Origin of the sequence: Christiangramia marina (genome assembly GCF_048285865.1) — a bacterium.
GTDB classification, from domain to species: Bacteria; Bacteroidota; Bacteroidia; order Flavobacteriales; family Flavobacteriaceae; genus Christiangramia; species Christiangramia marina.
In genome coordinates, this window is sequence record NZ_JBLVTK010000002.1 from 452,748 (window position 1) to 467,658 (window position 14,911).

General features: G+C 38.3%; 16 protein-coding genes. 9 read left to right on the forward strand and 7 right to left on the reverse strand.

The window, feature by feature from the left end:
• Positions 1-20 precede the first annotated feature (20 nt).
• Positions 21-545 carry a SixA phosphatase family protein gene (locus ACNKXS_RS08525; protein ID WP_417920509.1) on the forward strand — a complete coding sequence of 175 codons (525 nt, stop codon included), beginning with the start codon at positions 21-23 and terminating at the stop codon, positions 543-545.
• On the opposite strand, the gene ACNKXS_RS08530 is transcribed toward ACNKXS_RS08525, so the two are convergent.
• On the reverse strand, positions 538-1,290 hold the full coding sequence (locus ACNKXS_RS08530; protein WP_417920510.1) for a DUF6503 family protein: 753 nt from the start codon (positions 1,288-1,290) through the stop codon (positions 538-540). The genes ACNKXS_RS08525 and ACNKXS_RS08530 overlap by 8 nt on opposite strands.
• Before the next feature lie 109 nt (positions 1,291-1,399).
• Here ACNKXS_RS08530 and smpB point away from each other — a divergent pair, with 109 nt between their 5' ends.
• Both smpB and ACNKXS_RS08540 read left to right on the forward strand, forming a co-directional pair.
• Positions 1,400-1,855: an SsrA-binding protein SmpB gene (smpB, locus tag ACNKXS_RS08535; protein WP_417920511.1), complete on the forward strand. Its 456-nt coding sequence runs from the start codon at positions 1,400-1,402 to the stop codon at positions 1,853-1,855.
• A 45-nt stretch (positions 1,856-1,900) separates the two neighbouring features.
• Positions 1,901-4,366: a DUF5686 and carboxypeptidase regulatory-like domain-containing protein gene (locus ACNKXS_RS08540; protein WP_417920512.1), complete on the forward strand. Its 2,466-nt coding sequence runs from the start codon at positions 1,901-1,903 to the stop codon at positions 4,364-4,366.
• A gap of 99 nt (positions 4,367-4,465) precedes the next feature.
• On the opposite strand, the gene ACNKXS_RS08545 is transcribed toward ACNKXS_RS08540, so the two are convergent.
• Genes ACNKXS_RS08545 through ruvX form a run of 3 tightly spaced genes read right to left on the reverse strand, consistent with a single transcriptional unit; the run spans position 4,466 to position 5,991 of the window.
• Complete coding sequence (locus ACNKXS_RS08545) at positions 4,466-4,891, reverse strand: DUF5606 family protein (RefSeq protein ID WP_295179640.1); 426 nt, start codon at positions 4,889-4,891, stop codon at positions 4,466-4,468.
• 57 nt (positions 4,892-4,948) lie between these two features.
• Positions 4,949-5,539, reverse strand: a complete 591-nt coding sequence (gene def, locus ACNKXS_RS08550) for a peptide deformylase (protein WP_417920513.1) — start codon at positions 5,537-5,539, stop codon at positions 4,949-4,951.
• Between the two features lie 44 nt (positions 5,540-5,583).
• Entirely contained in the window at positions 5,584-5,991 is a 408-nt protein-coding gene (gene ruvX, locus ACNKXS_RS08555) for a Holliday junction resolvase RuvX (RefSeq protein WP_417920514.1), read from the reverse strand.
• Positions 5,992-6,077: 86 nt separating this feature from the next.
• On the opposite strand from ruvX, the gene ACNKXS_RS08560 reads away from it, so the two are divergent.
• From ACNKXS_RS08560 to ACNKXS_RS08570, 3 genes are read left to right on the forward strand one after another with little or no spacing between them, the layout of a single operon-like run.
• A complete protein-coding gene (locus ACNKXS_RS08560; protein ID WP_417920515.1) occupies positions 6,078-6,893 on the forward strand; it encodes a 2,3,4,5-tetrahydropyridine-2,6-dicarboxylate N-succinyltransferase in 816 nt (271 codons plus the stop codon).
• 35 nt (positions 6,894-6,928) lie between these two features.
• Positions 6,929-7,957 (forward strand): glycosyltransferase family 9 protein, encoded by a 1,029-nt coding sequence (locus ACNKXS_RS08565; protein WP_417920516.1) that lies wholly within the window; start codon positions 6,929-6,931, stop codon positions 7,955-7,957.
• Positions 7,958-7,959: 2 nt separating this feature from the next.
• Positions 7,960-9,030: a CDP-glycerol glycerophosphotransferase gene (locus ACNKXS_RS08570; RefSeq protein WP_417920517.1), complete on the forward strand. Its 1,071-nt coding sequence runs from the start codon at positions 7,960-7,962 to the stop codon at positions 9,028-9,030.
• On the opposite strand, the gene ACNKXS_RS08575 is transcribed toward ACNKXS_RS08570, so the two are convergent.
• Genes ACNKXS_RS08575 through ACNKXS_RS08585 form a run of 3 tightly spaced genes read right to left on the reverse strand, consistent with a single transcriptional unit; the run spans position 9,027 to position 11,694 of the window.
• Positions 9,027-9,782 carry a lipopolysaccharide kinase InaA family protein gene (locus ACNKXS_RS08575; protein WP_417920518.1) on the reverse strand — a complete coding sequence of 252 codons (756 nt, stop codon included), beginning with the start codon at positions 9,780-9,782 and terminating at the stop codon, positions 9,027-9,029. The two genes, ACNKXS_RS08570 and ACNKXS_RS08575, sit on opposite strands and share 4 nt — an antisense overlap.
• On the reverse strand, positions 9,779-10,576 hold the full coding sequence (locus ACNKXS_RS08580; protein ID WP_417920519.1) for a glycosyltransferase family 2 protein: 798 nt from the start codon (positions 10,574-10,576) through the stop codon (positions 9,779-9,781). The genes ACNKXS_RS08575 and ACNKXS_RS08580 overlap by 4 nt, the downstream gene beginning before the upstream one ends.
• Positions 10,573-11,694 carry a glycosyltransferase family 4 protein gene (locus ACNKXS_RS08585; RefSeq protein ID WP_417920520.1) on the reverse strand — a complete coding sequence of 374 codons (1,122 nt, stop codon included), beginning with the start codon at positions 11,692-11,694 and terminating at the stop codon, positions 10,573-10,575. The genes ACNKXS_RS08580 and ACNKXS_RS08585 overlap by 4 nt, the downstream gene beginning before the upstream one ends.
• A 90-nt stretch (positions 11,695-11,784) precedes the next feature.
• Between ACNKXS_RS08585 and ACNKXS_RS08590 the strand changes: the two genes are divergently transcribed.
• The 3 genes from ACNKXS_RS08590 to ACNKXS_RS08600 are packed head-to-tail and all read left to right on the forward strand — an operon-like array spanning position 11,785 to position 14,892.
• Positions 11,785-12,909, forward strand: coding sequence for a glycosyltransferase family 4 protein (locus tag ACNKXS_RS08590; RefSeq protein WP_417920521.1), 1,125 nt, complete (start codon positions 11,785-11,787; stop codon positions 12,907-12,909).
• The gene (locus tag ACNKXS_RS08595; RefSeq protein WP_141877170.1) at positions 12,884-13,453 is read left to right on the forward strand and encodes an L-threonylcarbamoyladenylate synthase; all 570 of its coding nucleotides are present in this window, start codon (positions 12,884-12,886) and stop codon (positions 13,451-13,453) included. The genes ACNKXS_RS08590 and ACNKXS_RS08595 overlap by 26 nt, the downstream gene beginning before the upstream one ends.
• 2 nt (positions 13,454-13,455) lie before the next feature.
• Positions 13,456-14,892, forward strand: coding sequence for a CCA tRNA nucleotidyltransferase (locus ACNKXS_RS08600; RefSeq protein WP_417920522.1), 1,437 nt, complete (start codon positions 13,456-13,458; stop codon positions 14,890-14,892).
• The last annotated feature ends 19 nt before the right edge of the window (positions 14,893-14,911 follow it).

The following is a 14,911-nucleotide window of genomic DNA, read 5'->3' on the forward strand; positions in this document are numbered from 1 at the left end:
CGATCCTAAAAATCTTTCTCATGTCTGCAATTCTCAAAATAGTACTTCCGTTCATTTTTCTTTTTGGAATCTCTTCCGAAGACAATATTCAAAACAACATTGTTCAGGAAACAACTACTTATTACTTCATAAGGCATGCGGAAAAAGATCGCAGCGATAAATCTGAAAAAGATCCAAACCTAACCGCTGAAGGTTTAAAAAGAGCACAAATCTGGGCTGAAGTTTTAAAGGATATACCTCTGGATATGGTTTTGAGCACCAATTACAAACGCACCCTACAAACAGGTGCTCCAATTGCAGGCAGAAAGCAATTATCTATGGAAAACTATAATGCAGGCAATGGATATAACGATGAATTCAGGAAAAGAACTAGCGGAAAGCGCGTTTTGGTGGTAGGACATAGTAACACGACTCCGCAATTCGTCAATAAGATTCTGGGCGAGGATAAATATGCAGATATTGATGATACCGAGAACGGAGCGTTATTTATCGTGCAGATACTTCCGAATAATGAAATTCTAGACCAGGTACTCTATATTAATTAATGCTGTCCAGTTTTACCCGAATATTTTTTGTCTCTATAATAGACAGGAGATCCAGCTCGCGTTCCTGGTAAAGACTATCCAGTTTGGTTAGCTCAACTTCTTTATCTTTATATTCATAGTTCTCGTAATCTACAAAGCTAATTCCTTCGATAACCCTGTGGTTAAAAGCTTTCCGGAATCTTACGCCACCATCATTCACTTCAAAATTATAGGCGAGATAGTCTACTTCAAAATTTTGAGTATCGATCCAGTAAAGGTATTCGTCTTCATGATCTGTTCCTCCCCCATTTTCTGAAAAAGTAACTTTGATCTCATAATATTCCCTTCCTGCGATAGTATCTTTTCCAATCAATTGCCTGTTGGCGGCTTCAGCCATGAGTCCGTACGGTAAATGCACAAAATAGTTGACCGAGTTAATAGAATTGCCAATTGGTAGCAACAAAGAATCCTGGATGACAACATTACTATCATTGATCGATCGATTCAGCCCTTCATTATTTAGAACATCCACAAGTCTATTTCCTGAGGTATCGGTCATGATTCGCGTATAGCGAAATTTCCCGCCTTTTCTATAGCTCTTGTATTCTCTGCCACGAAAAGTATAGTCGATCATCGCCATTTCGTATAATTTACCACCAGATCTCTCTATAGCATTTTGAACGATCTCATCTGCCGACAATGTATTTTCTTTTTCTGCACAGCTAATTATAAGAAGAGAAATTAAGGCTGGAAGCAAACGTTTCATAGTAGAATTTTGAGTTCGCAAAAATAATAAACTTTGATCAGCTTCCTCACCGCTAATTTTAAAATTGCTTTAGTATGTTTTTAGCTTAAAGCTTGTATTTTTGTGACCTATGAAGAATTCTGTAAGCATCAAGAATCGAAAAGCGAAGTTCAATTATGAATTTCTGGATAAGTATACCGCCGGGATCAAACTTGCGGGTACCGAAATCAAGGCAATTCGTGAAGGTAAAGCGAACATCGCTGAAAGTTTTTGTGAATTCAGTAATCAAGAATTATTTGTGATCAATATGCATGTGGAGGAATATTCTCATGCTACTCATTTTAATCATAACCCAAAAAGTGAACGTAAACTTTTATTGCAAAAGAGAGAGTTACGTAAACTGGAAAAAGAAGTGACCAATTCGGGATTAACTATCATACCTCTAAAAATGTTCATTAACGATCGCGGGTTGGCTAAGCTGCAGATCGCCCTTGCAAAGGGTAAAAAGCTTTATGATAAGCGGGACACGATTAAAGATCGTGACAATAAAAGACGTCTGGATCGAATTCAGAAGGACTACAAATAATTTACTGCAACTTTTTGCGTTTATTTAGCATCTGAAAACTACCTCATGCTAAAACAACTACTTGGATTCTGCCTTTTTCTGGCATTTTCCACCCTTTCTGCTCAAATTACCGGTAAAATTTCTTCGGAAGATGATGAGCCTCTACCTTATGTGAATATCTATACAGAATCTGGTAATATTGGAACGACTTCCAACAATGAAGGCCTGTATGAACTCAAACTGAAGGAAACTGGTGAATACGTGATCGTATTTCAGTTCCTTGGCTTTAAAACTCAGAAGAAGAAGGTCAATATCACCCAATTTCCTTACGAACTCAACGTCCAGTTGAGCTCTGAAAGCACCAGCCTGGATGAAGTGACCATTCAAAATGATGAGAATCCAGCCAACAGGATCATGCGACTGGCGATCGAAAATAGAAAGCAAAACTCGAACCGACTGGAGAGTTTTACGGCCGATTTTTATTCCCGGGGGTTATGGAGAATTGAAAATGCTCCAGAGAAAATTATGGGGCAGGAAATTGGCGATCTTGGCGGCGGCCTTGACTCTACCAGAAGCGGAATCGTTTATTTAAGTGAAACTATTTCCAAGATCTCATTCCAGAAACCAGATGATTTTAAGGAAAATATCATTGCTTCAAAGGTTTCTGGGGATGACAACGGTTTTAGCCTGAATTCGGCACAGGAAGCTTATTATTCCTTTTACGAGAATACTATTAATCTAAACAGCGAAATGGTTTCTCCGCTGGCAGATTATGGATTTAACTATTATCGGTACAAGCTGGCAGGTACTTTTTTTGATGACCGGGGTAATCTTATCAATAAGATCGAGGTCACTCCAAAGCGTAAACAAGACCGAGTATTTTCTGGTTTTGTATATATCGTAGAAGACCTCTGGCAAATTTATGGGATAGATCTTACTACTACTGGAACGGCCATACAGGTTGCACCAATCGAAGCAATAGTATTCAAGCAGAATTTTAAATATTCTGAAGAAAATAAGCTCTTTATCCAGATCTCTCAAAGCGTGGATTTCAGTTTTAAGATCTTTGGGTTTGGCGGGAATGGAAGGTTTACCGCAGTCTACAGCGATTATGATTTCGATCCTGGTTTCTCTAAAAGCAGCTTCGGAAAAGAGATCTTGAGCTATTCACAGAATGCAAATGAAAAGGATTCGGTTTTCTGGGAAAAAGTGCGTCCTGTGCCTCTAACTTCAGAAGAAATTAATGATTATGTAAAGAAAGACAGCATACAGGAAGTTCGCAGCACTAAAAAATATCGGGATTCCGTAGATACCGAAAGAAATCAATTTGGAATAACAGATGTGCTTTTTGGATATAGTTACAGAAATAGCTGGAAGAACAGATCTTTCAGTATTAGTGCTCCAGTATCTGGCATTGGTTTTAATACGGTACAGGGCTGGAATACCGATATTACAGTAAATTACACACAACGTACCGGCGAAGATCAGGAGAATTACTGGAGAGTCTTTACAGATATAGACTATGGGCTTAGCGAAGACAGATTGCGCTTGAACGGTGGTTTTGAAAAAAAATTCAATAATTACAGCAAGGATTTCTTCAGACTTTCCGGAGGTGTGGAAAGCGCACAGATCAATGCAAACGAACCTATTTCCCCATTACTGAATAGCATTACAACGATATTTTTTGAAAGAAACTATATGAAGCTTTTTGAGAGAAGCTTTGCTAAAGCTGCATATGGCAGGGATATTTTTCCAGGTTTAAAAATCTTTGGCGAATTGGGCTGGGAAGAAAGGACAGCTCTAACAAATTCTACAGATCATGTGATCATCGACTGGGAAGATCGGGAATATACTTCTAACAATCCTCTACAGCCGAACAGCTTTGGAACGAGTTTATTCGAGGATCATCATCTCTTTAAATCCAGGTTGGATTTTGGAATACGCTTTGGTCAGAAATATATGAGCTATCCTAATGGGCGTTACAATGTATATGAGAACAAGTATCCAAAATTGAATATCTCATGGGAAAGCGGATTTGGAGCAAGTGAGGAGCAGTTCAACTATAATCAGTTTAAGGCCCGGGTAGAACAAAGCGTCAAAATTGGAAATAAAGGAACTTTTCAATATATGGCGAACGGCGGACTATTTAGTAATGGCGAAGGTATTAGCCTGGTAGATTACCAGCATTTTAATGCGAACCAGACCCGAATTGGTTTCGGCAGTTACGTGGGAGCGTTTAACCTGATGCCTTACTATAACTTCAGCACTAATGAGAATTATGCTGAATTTCATGCGGAACATGATTTCCAGGGTTGGTTCCTGGGCAAAATTCCGCTTATCAATAAATTAAATTATAATCTTATTCTGGGTGCACATCGCTTAACGACAGACAACAGAGCTCCTTATTCTGAATATTTCATAGGTCTCGATAATATTGGCTTCGGAAAATACCGATTCTTAAGACTTGACTATGTGGTTTCAGATTTTAACGGTCAAAGAGATGGCGCTTTTATCTTTGGTTTGAAGTTCTAAACTGAAGCTTTGGATGATTATACTTCAGAGGTATTTCTAAACAAAAAAAAGGCTGAAATCGATGATCTCAGCCATTTTTAATTTTCAATTCAGAAGAAACTATTCCTCTTCGTCTGTATTTTTTTCAGCTTTATTTTCTTTCGTAAAGCTGGTCATTCCATTCTCCACTAAAAGATTATACCATTGGATGATCTTTTTCATATCACTCGCGTAAACACGATCTTCATCATAATCAGGAAGAATTTCAGAAAAGAATGCTTCCATTTCATTTTTGGAAACCTTGTGATTTATTGTCTTTTCTCCATTCTCTTTTTCACTAATCTTTTGAAAAACCTCACCTAACGGAATCTCTTCTGTGTAGGTATAGATTGCGATCTCGCTTAGAATACTTACGTTGTGACGCATGTTTACGGCAATTTTCTTTCCGTCTAACATAGATTTAGCAACAAAGCCGCCTCTTGTTTGCGCGGTAAGCTCATAAAGTCCCGGTTTTCCCGAAATAGCAAGAATTTTATCTAATCCCATAGTCTTTTTAAATTTAGGTTGGCAAATATCAAGTCCCAGACTTAATTATCAAAGCCTTTAGCGGGCTTTTTTCGCATTCGGAAATCGCATTTTGTAATCTACGTTGATCTTTCCCTTCGAAATATTGCCTAATTTACTCTTAATCAATCTTTTCTTTAAACTTGAAAGCTTATCTGTAAACAACACACCTTCAATATGATCGTACTCATGCTGAATGACCCTTGCTGCTAAACCGCTATACTGCTCGACATGTTTTTCCCAGTTTTCATCATAATATTCAATAGTAATATCTGGTTGACGAAAAACGTCCTCCCGAACATCTGGAATACTCAGGCAGCCTTCGCTAAAAGCCCATTCTTCACCACTTTCTTCTGTGATCTTGGGGTTGATAAAAACTTTACGAAGATCTTTAAGTTCCTCTTTTTCAGAATCACTCAAGTCGTCATCCTCGGCAAAAGGAGCTGGATCGATCATAAAGATTCGAACAGGAAGACCTACTTGAGGAGCTGCGAGTCCAACACCATAAGCATTGTACATGGTATCCCACATATTGTCGATCAAGGCATCCAGGTTTGGATAATCCTTGTCAATATTCTTAGCTTTTTTCTTTAGAACGGGATCCCCGTAAGCTACAATTGGTAAAATCATTCTATATATTTTTCGACTTTGCTAGTTTAAAAGCCGTCATTGTTCTACTTATAAAGCCAGGTTTGAAGAATGATCGTGGCACTAATTTCATCCACGAGTGCTTTATCCCTGCGCTTTTTCTTTTTCAGTCCGCTATCGATCATGGTTTGCACCGCCATCTTACTGGTGAATCTTTCGTCAACCCGCTCCAATGGCATCTCTGGAAACATTTCAGAAAACTTCTTCAGGAACTCCTGGATATGAACTTCACTTTCAGAAGGCATATCATTCATTCGCTTTGGTTCCCCTACTAAAACTCTTTCTACATTCTCGTCCTGAAAATAGGTATTAAGAAAATTCAGCAACTCGAGTGTTTCTACCGTCTTAAGACCAGATGCGATCATTTTCAATTCATCTGTAACGGCGACTCCCGTTCGTTTAGTACCATAATCAAGCGCTAAAATTCTGCCCATCTTCAAAATTTAGGCAAAGGTAAGGTTTATATTGGTTTGTCCATAAATATTGGCTGATAGCTGTTATATTTGAAAAAAAATAGAAAATGGACCAGTTGAAAGCTACAATTGAAAAGGCATGGGAAAACCGTGACCTTCTAAAAGATACTGAAACTACAGATGCTATCCGAAAGGTGATCGACCTTCTAGACAAGGGAGAGCTTAGAACTGCTGAACCGGTAACAGGTGGCTGGCAGGTGAATGAATGGGTTAAAAAAGCAGTGGTACTTTACTTCCCGATCCAGAAAATGGAAACTCTGGAAGCCGGTATATTTGAATATCATGATAAAATGCCTTTGAAAAAAGGATATAAAGAAAAAGGAATTAGAGTTGTACCTAATGCTGTAGCAAGACATGGTGCTTACATTTCATCTGGCGTTATTCTAATGCCAAGTTATGTAAATATCGGTTCTTATGTGGATGAAGGTACCATGGTAGATACCTGGGCGACCGTTGGAAGCTGTGCTCAAATTGGTAGGAATGTTCATTTAAGTGGTGGTGTTGGTATTGGCGGAGTTCTGGAACCACTTCAGGCAGCGCCAGTAATCATAGAGGATAATGCATTCCTTGGATCCCGAAGCATTGTGGTAGAAGGAATTCGTGTGGAAAAAGAAGCAGTACTTGGTGCAAATGTGGTACTTACAGCATCTACCAAGATCATTGATGTAACCGGCGATGAACCAAAAGAATTTAAAGGCTATGTTCCGGCGAGATCTGTAGTGATCCCTGGAAGTTATACCAAAAAATTCCCTGCAGGTGAATACCAGGTACCGTGCGCCCTTATTATTGGGAAACGAAAAGAATCCACGAACAAGAAAACATCATTGAATGATGCACTACGTGAGTATAACGTGGCAGTTTAGCAATAGGTTTGAAGATACTTGTAATACAGATGAAAATGATTGGGGACGTACTTACGTCCTCAATCTTATTTGAAGCACTTCGGAAAGAGTACCCGACCGCTCAGCTGGATTATCTAATTTACAAGCATACCACACCCGTTGTAGAGAACAATCCTGATATCTCAAATATTATAAATTTCGATCCCAAACAGGATAAAGGCCTAAAGGGATTAATTACTTATGGTCAAAAACTTCGGAAGTCAAATTATAATATTGTAATTGACCTGTATTCCAAACCTTATTCAGCTTTGCTTGCATATGCGACCGGTGCAAAAATCAGAATCGGCATCGAAAAATGGTACACTAAACCTCTATTGCTTCACGTTATAAAATATGATTCCAGACCTCAATCTTCAGCAGGCTTAGCCATAGAAAATAGATTAAAGTTATTGCATCCTTTAGGTATAAAGAATTTGTCTCCTATTAAACCTAAAGTCTATCTCACTACTGAAGAAATCAATTGGGCGCAGAATTATTTATCAACCCAAAAAGTTGATATGACCAGGCCAATTTATATGATCTCTATTCTGGGAAGTAGTAATATTAAGACATATCCTGAAAAGTATATGGCGGAAGTATTGAATTTTATTGCATCTGAAAAAGATTGTACGCTATTATACAACTACATTCCTTCACAAAGACCGCAGGTAGATAACCTTATAAACATACTTTCAGAAAAAGCAAAAGAAGTCTCCAGACCAGATATTTTCGGTAAAAGTTTAAGGGAATTTCTTGCATTGTGCTCACAATGCACTGCACTAATTGGTAATGAAGGTGGAGCAGTAAATATGGCGAAAGCGCTTAAAATTCCAACCTTCGCAATTTTCTCACCACAAGTTTCCAAAGAAGCCTGGTCTAGTTTTGAAAGTGACCGTAATTATAGCGTTCATTTACGCGATTTTAGACCTAAGCTCTTCGCTGGAAAAGCTTCCAAAACAATAAACAAAGAATCTTCCATTCTTTATAAAGAATTCAAGCCAGATTTTGTATTGTCTAAATTGAAGGTTTTTATTAAATTCAATTAAACATGAGATATCGCTTCCTTATCTATATAAGTCACACGTACGCTCTACCCATCGGTGAACCGCTACAAAATGAAATTAGAAAAAGAGGTTTTGAAGTAAAATGGTTTTCAGAATTGGAGGAACCAAAAAAGTTTTTTCCGGAAGCTGGTGATCTTCTTTTGGATATCAGGAAAGTGATATCCTACGAACCTCATATTGTTTTAACTATTACAGATGTTGTGGCCGATTTTATTCCCGGTTTAAAAGTTCAAATTTTTCATGGATTTTTGGCCAATAAACACAGTTTTAAAAAAGGCCATTTCAGAATTCGCGGATTTTTCGACCTGTACTGTACACAGGGACCTTCAACAACCAGTATTTTCAAGGAAATTCAGAAAACTAAACCTCATTTCCAGGTTCAGGAAACTGGCTGGTCCAAGGTCGATCCATTATTTCAAATACCTGAACAGCCACGCCGAAAGCCAACTATTCTCGTTTCTTCTACTTTTTCGCCTAAATATAGCTGGACGTATCATGAGTCTGTAATTAATGAATTGGAAAGAATATCAAAAACCGGGAAGTACAAATTTCTGGTTGTCTTACATCCAAAGATGGCAGCAGATAAAATTGCAAAAATTAAATCTATACAGCATACAGATTTTGAGTATATAGAAACTCCAGATATCATACCACTGTTTCGCCAGGCAGATATAATGTTTTCTGATACCACCTCTGCCATTACCGAATTTATGCTGCAAAAAAAGCCGGTAGTAACCTTTAGAAACAATAAACCATCATCACACCTTATTGATATTACCGATGCTTCTGGCATCAAAAGTGCCATCGAACATGCTTTTAATCCATCAGAGATTCTAGCCAAGGCAATTGAAAATTATGTAAACTTTACGCACCCATATTTCGATGGAGAGTCAAGCGGCAGAGTAATTGATGCCTGCATCAATTTTCTACATGAAGACAAAAAGAAATTTAAATTGAAGCCATTAAATCTCGTTAGACGCTTCAAGATTAGAAGACAGCTTCATTATTTTAGTCTAAGATCCTATCGCGAAATGCCATACACACCAAAAGATTAGCGCTTCCAGAATTTTAATTTCTTCTTCAGTGCCTTTTTTCTTTGAAATTTATGCTGAAACTGCTCCGTATAAAACCACATTCTTTCAAAAACTTCAGCTTTTGGAATTCTGATCAATTTTGAATATTCATCAGCCATAATCTTTACCATCTCCTCCTTAGGAGTTAAACGCGAAAAATTCTGCATTCTTTCTTCAAAATCCAACTTTTTAAAATTCATGCGATTAAGATCCACCAGGAAAAATTCGTAAGATGTTCCAGTCTTAATAATCAATGTGTTGCCAGGCGAATGATCCAGGAATTGAATATTCTTTTGATGCAGATCATAAGTGAACCTGGTAAAAGCTCTCAGGATATTTTCGTGATCTGGGAAACCGGGATCGGTCACCAGTTCTCTGAAGGTAAGATGCGCTTGCAAATGCTTGCATACATAAAAACTTTCGCGAAAGAATATAGACGTAGGATTTTCAAAATAAGCCACCGGAGCCGGCGTTCCTATTCCTTTTTGTTCAAGAATACTGGCATACTCGAATGATCGTTGTGCCTTTGACTTTCTAAAAAACTTATAAGCGATCTTGTTTACAGTATTGGGGATTCTGAAGGATTTGATATTGAATTGCTGAGCATCCTTTTCAAAGATCCGTATTTCATTACGCCCTTCAGCCAGAACCTTACCTGTAGAATTAAAGTTCTCAATGCATTGCTTTATAAAACCAGATTGTTGCTGGTAGCTTTTGGAGAAAACAGCTTTCATTCTGAAGAAATTAAATATTTTGAAACTCCATTTTCGCACTTTTCTTTTTTCTGACTAATGGTCGCCTGCTGAATTTCATTATTAGATCCCAATTGATCTTTAGATGCTTCAGGATGGTAAATATGATATATAATTCCTCCATATTTCAATCTTTTCCCAGCTATTCCTGCATTGAGCATTCTTAAAACAAGTTCTGAGTCCTCTCTTCCCCAGCCAGAGATATCTTCGTTATACCCATTGACTTCGAGAAAATCGGCACGCCAGAATGATAAGTTGCAACCACGGACCTTGTTGCTGAAATCAAGGCTTTTCACATTCCTGTTTCTTAAATAGGGAATTCTGATCGTGCGCCCTCTTTTTTTGATACCAGCACTTAAGAAATTAAATTCTATGATCTTATCCTCAAATACTTTTGGTTTCAAATCATTCGTAATGTTAACTCTGGATCCAAATAAAAACACCTTCTTCTCAGCGATCGCAAGGTGATCTTTAATGAAATCAGGATGCATGATGCAATCACCATCTATCTGTACGATATAATCTGATTTACTACCTGCAATAGCTTTGTTCAAAATTTCTGATCTTCGAAAGCCTCTGTCTTCATGCCAGAAGTGATGTATTTTTAAGTTATTCTGCTTTCTAAATTCGTTGATCAATTTTGTAGTTTCTTCAGCAGAACCATCATCTGCAATAAGAACCTCATCTGGAGCAACCGATTGGTTTTCAATACTTTTAAAAATAAGCGAGAGGGCTTCAGGCCAGTTATATGTTGAAACAAGCAGGGCTGTTTTCATCGACGTAGTTCTTTTTGCATCATATCTTTATAGACCGCAAAGGTAGCCTCCCCGTAACGTTTTGCTGTAAACTTCTGAAGAAATATCTCGTATGATCGGTCGGTAAATTGCTTTTTTAACTCTGGTCTGCTTTTAATTTCAAGGATCTTTTCAGCCAGGAATCCAGGATTTTTGATAGGCACTGAGAATCCATTCACACCATCTTCAATAACCTCATCTACCACTCCAACTCTAGTGCTTACAATAGGTGCTTTATAATAGAGCGCTTCTACTAGAGATGATGGCCCTCCTTCTCGCTCTGAAGTGACTACGAACGTATCGAATTGCGGTAAAAACGAAAAAGCATTCTTTTGAAAGTCGGTCATTATGATATAATCTTCCAGTTTCTTCTCAGCAATCATCGATTTAAAACCGGGAGTTAGTTTGGAAAAATCACCCATTTGTACAAGTCGGATATCTTTGATGCCGTGCTCATGGACGATCTTGTTAATGGTTTCTATGAGAATACCCAGATCTTTGGCAGCAGTATGATTCGCTATACTCCCCAGCAAAAATACATCATCTGGAATCTTATATTTTTCCCTAAGCTGAAAATCTGGTTCCGGTCTGGAATCCTGTACTTTAATCCCGTTATAAACGACTACTAACTTTTCTTTGTTTCGATCGCTTAAGATCTTTCCGAAGTGAGTTTTCACATATTCAGAGATACATGATATGGTATCGATATTCCGGTAATTGTATTTGTACTTACTAAGTAAGCTGGTTTTCTTACCTCGAATACCTTTACGGGCAAATAAGGTTCTGGTCTTTAACTTCTTCAGAAGATCTGTTACCACGTATCCGGTGACTGCATCACTGGTATGTAAATGAATGATATCGATCTTGTTTTCCTCAACAATCCTGTTTAGTTCATTCCTATATTCCGAAGAATAGGGCTTACAGTACGGTACAGATAGTATCTCTACATCCTTTTTAGATGCTTCTTCCTCTAATCGTGTATTCTTAAAACAGAATAGCTTTTGAGTTACGTTGAAGCCTGGAAGCTCATCCATAAGATACATAAGCTGTTGCTCGTTACCTCCCCAGGATCTTGCACCCGAAACATGTAGTACCCTCATTTACTTGAACATTTAACGCAAAGATAATTATTGCTGCTTAAGGCCAAAATTATCATACTTTTTAAGTTTGTTGTTGCTAACTTCGCCTACTTGAGAAAAGAGCCCAGAATACTGCACATTTCAACCGCCAGCCGATGGGGAGGTGGAGAAAATCATATTCTGAATCTTTGCAAGGAAATGGATTCGGTAAATCATTTAGTTTTATGCTGTAGAGGATCAGAACTTCTCAAGCGTTTAAAACGGGAAAGTATTGAAGTCTGTCCTGCCCCGCTATCCACGAAAGTAGACCTGCGATTCGTTTGGAAAATCATATTGCTTTGCAAAAAACATAAGATCGACCTGATACATATTCACGATACTACAGCACTTACTCTTTCGATCATGGCGACATATCTTTCAGCAAGTCTACCACCCTATATCCTTAGTAAAAAAACATCGTTTCCTATAAAGGATCGGAAAAGAACGCTGTATAAATATAACCATGCCCAGATCAAAAAAATTCTGTGCGTGTCTGATATTACCCGGCAGATCACTTCAGAGAAGGTGACGAATCAGGAAAAACTGGTTACGGTCTATCACGGGACAAGCGTTACGAAGGAAAACAAAAGCGAGATCTTATTAAGGCCGAAATATGATATTCCGCAGAATGCGATACTGGTAGGAACTATCGCTAATCATATTCGAGCAAAAAACCTTGAAACCTGGGTAAATACAATAGATCATATTGTCAATAAAATGGGACACACTAATTATCATTTCCTCGTTATTGGTAGCAAAACCGATCGTACTGCGAATTACCTGAAAAGAATAAAAGAAAAAGGACTCGAGAAATATTGTCAATTTTCAGGATTTATACCCGATGCTTCTGTGCTCATTCCTCAATTCGATATTTCTTTGATGACCTCCCAAAGTGAAGGTATTCCGCAATTTATTTATGAAAGCTTCTATTATAAGGTTCCTGTGGTCGCTACGGAAGTTGGTGGCATTCCAGAAATAATTACGAATGGAGAAAATGGTTTTCTAAGTAGACCGCATGACGGGGTGAGCCTGGCCAATAAATTAGTACTTTTGTCCCAGGATAGGTCGTTACAACAAAAGTTTACAAAGATTTCATACCAGCGACTCCTTGAAAATTATACAACCGAAAGAATGGCGGCCAATACACTGGCTCAATATAAAGAAGTGCTTTATGGAAAAAATGGAACAGGAAGTTAGAAATTGCATAGATGTTTTAAAAAAAGGTGGTATCATACTTTATCCAACCGATACAGTTTGGGGAATAGGTTGTGATGCTACGAATGCGAATGCAGTGGATAAGATATTTCAGCTCAAGAAAAGAGAAGAATCTAAAGCACTAATTTGCCTGGTTTCAAATTTCAAAATGCTGGAACAATATGTGGAAGATGTGCCTGAAACTGCCTACGATATTTTGAAGTATGCAAAGAAACCTACGACTATCATTTATGACAAGCCAGTACATATTGCAGAAAACCTGGTAAGCGATGATGAATCTCTTGGAATTCGTGTAGTAAGAGATACCTTTTGCTCAGACCTTATTAAAAAATTAAAACGACCATTGGTATCTACCTCGGCGAATGTTAGCGGCCAGCCTACACCACAATCCTTTGATCAAATCACACCTCAAATTTTAAAAGGTGTAGACTATGTAGTAAATTTGCAGCGTTCAAAAAAATCGCTAAAACCATCAGCAATTATCAAGTTAAGTAACGATGGGCAGGTGAGTGTGATACGCAAATAAAGATGCCGAAATACCATAATTACAGCAAAGCTTTAAATCATAAAATTTTTTCTGTTATTTCCCAGGCTGCAGATGAGCTTGGAGTCGACGCCTATGTGATTGGTGGATTTGTACGTGATCATATTCTTGAGCGCGGTGAACCTAAAGATATTGATATCGTAGCAGTTGGCAGCGGGATTGAACTTGCACAAAAGGTTTCAGATTTATTACCAAACAAGCCCAAGGTTCAGGTTTTTCAGAATTTTGGCACGGCCATGCTTCGAGCTAATGATATGGAGATTGAATTCGTGGGTGCGAGGAAAGAAAGTTATCGCAAGGATAGTCGCAAACCAATCGTAGAAAACGGAACCCTGGAAGATGATCAGAACAGGCGTGATTTTACCATCAACGCACTGGCTTTAAAACTGAATGCAAATGGCTTTGGAGACCTGCTCGATCCTTTTAATGGTTATAAAGATCTACAGGACAGGATCATTAGAACACCTTTAGATCCTGATATCACGTATTCAGACGATCCACTTCGAATGTATCGCGCCATTAGATTCGCTTCGCAGCTTAATTTTATGATCGAGGCAGAATCACTTTCAGCAATTAAAAGAAATAATAAAAGGATCAAGATCATTTCAAAAGAGCGCATCATGGATGAGCTTAATAAGATCCTGTTGAGTAAAAAACCTTCCAAAGGTCTATCACTCTTATTTAAAGCTGACCTTCTGGCTAAGATCTTACCTGAGCTTACCGCTTTACAGGGGATTGATGAAGTAGAAGGACAGACCCATAAAGACAATTTCTGGCATACTCTGGAAGTTGTAGACAATATTGCAAAGAATACCGATGATCTATGGTTGCGCTGGGCCGCATTACTACATGATATTGGAAAAGCTCCAACCAAGAAATTTCATAAGAAAATTGGATGGACCTTTCATGGTCACGAATTTGTGGGCGCGAAAATGGTCTTCAAATTATTTAAGCGGTTGCGACTTCCCTTAAATGAGAAAATGAAGTTCGTGCAGAAAATGGTGTTGATGAGTTCTAGACCTATTGCGGTAGCAGATGATCATGTGACCGATTCTGCCGTGCGCCGACTTATCTTTGATGCCGGTGATCACATAGAAGACCTTATGACCCTTTGTGAGGCCGATATCACGACCAAAAATCCCAAACGCTTCAGAAAATATCATAACAACTTTCAACTGGTTCGGCAAAAGATCGAAGAAGTGGAAGAACGAGATCATGTGAGGAATTTCCAGCCACCAGTAAGTGGCGAAGAAATTATGAGCACATTTGGGATCACTCCTAGTCGTGAAGTTGGACAAATCAAGGATGCCATTAAAGAGGCGATCCTTGAAGGTGAAATTCCGAATGAGCGTGACGCTGCCATGGATTTTATGCTGAATATGGGTAACAAACTCGGATTGAGCGTTGCGGAAAAAAGTTAGGCTTTAAATAAATATTGCT

Coding starts and splice junctions, on each gene's coding strand:
- ACNKXS_RS08525 (WP_417920509.1), top strand. CDS start 21: ATGTCTGCAATTCTCAAAATAGTACTTCCGTTCATTTTTCTTTTTGGA.
- ACNKXS_RS08530 (WP_417920510.1), bottom strand. CDS start 1,290: ATGAAACGTTTGCTTCCAGCCTTAATTTCTCTTCTTATAATTAGCTGT.
- smpB (WP_417920511.1), top strand. CDS start 1,400: ATGAAGAATTCTGTAAGCATCAAGAATCGAAAAGCGAAGTTCAATTAT.
- ACNKXS_RS08540 (WP_417920512.1), top strand. CDS start 1,901: ATGCTAAAACAACTACTTGGATTCTGCCTTTTTCTGGCATTTTCCACC.
- ACNKXS_RS08545 (WP_295179640.1), bottom strand. CDS start 4,891: ATGGGATTAGATAAAATTCTTGCTATTTCGGGAAAACCGGGACTTTAT.
- def (WP_417920513.1), bottom strand. CDS start 5,539: ATGATTTTACCAATTGTAGCTTACGGGGATCCCGTTCTAAAGAAAAAA.
- ruvX (WP_417920514.1), bottom strand. CDS start 5,991: ATGGGCAGAATTTTAGCGCTTGATTATGGTACTAAACGAACGGGAGTC.
- ACNKXS_RS08560 (WP_417920515.1), top strand. CDS start 6,078: ATGGACCAGTTGAAAGCTACAATTGAAAAGGCATGGGAAAACCGTGAC.
- ACNKXS_RS08565 (WP_417920516.1), top strand. CDS start 6,929: ATGATTGGGGACGTACTTACGTCCTCAATCTTATTTGAAGCACTTCGG.
- ACNKXS_RS08570 (WP_417920517.1), top strand. CDS start 7,960: ATGAGATATCGCTTCCTTATCTATATAAGTCACACGTACGCTCTACCC.
- ACNKXS_RS08575 (WP_417920518.1), bottom strand. CDS start 9,782: ATGAAAGCTGTTTTCTCCAAAAGCTACCAGCAACAATCTGGTTTTATA.
- ACNKXS_RS08580 (WP_417920519.1), bottom strand. CDS start 10,576: ATGAAAACAGCCCTGCTTGTTTCAACATATAACTGGCCTGAAGCCCTC.
- ACNKXS_RS08585 (WP_417920520.1), bottom strand. CDS start 11,694: ATGAGGGTACTACATGTTTCGGGTGCAAGATCCTGGGGAGGTAACGAG.
- ACNKXS_RS08595 (WP_141877170.1), top strand. CDS start 12,884: ATGGAAAAAATGGAACAGGAAGTTAGAAATTGCATAGATGTTTTAAAA.
- ACNKXS_RS08600 (WP_417920522.1), top strand. CDS start 13,456: ATGCCGAAATACCATAATTACAGCAAAGCTTTAAATCATAAAATTTTT.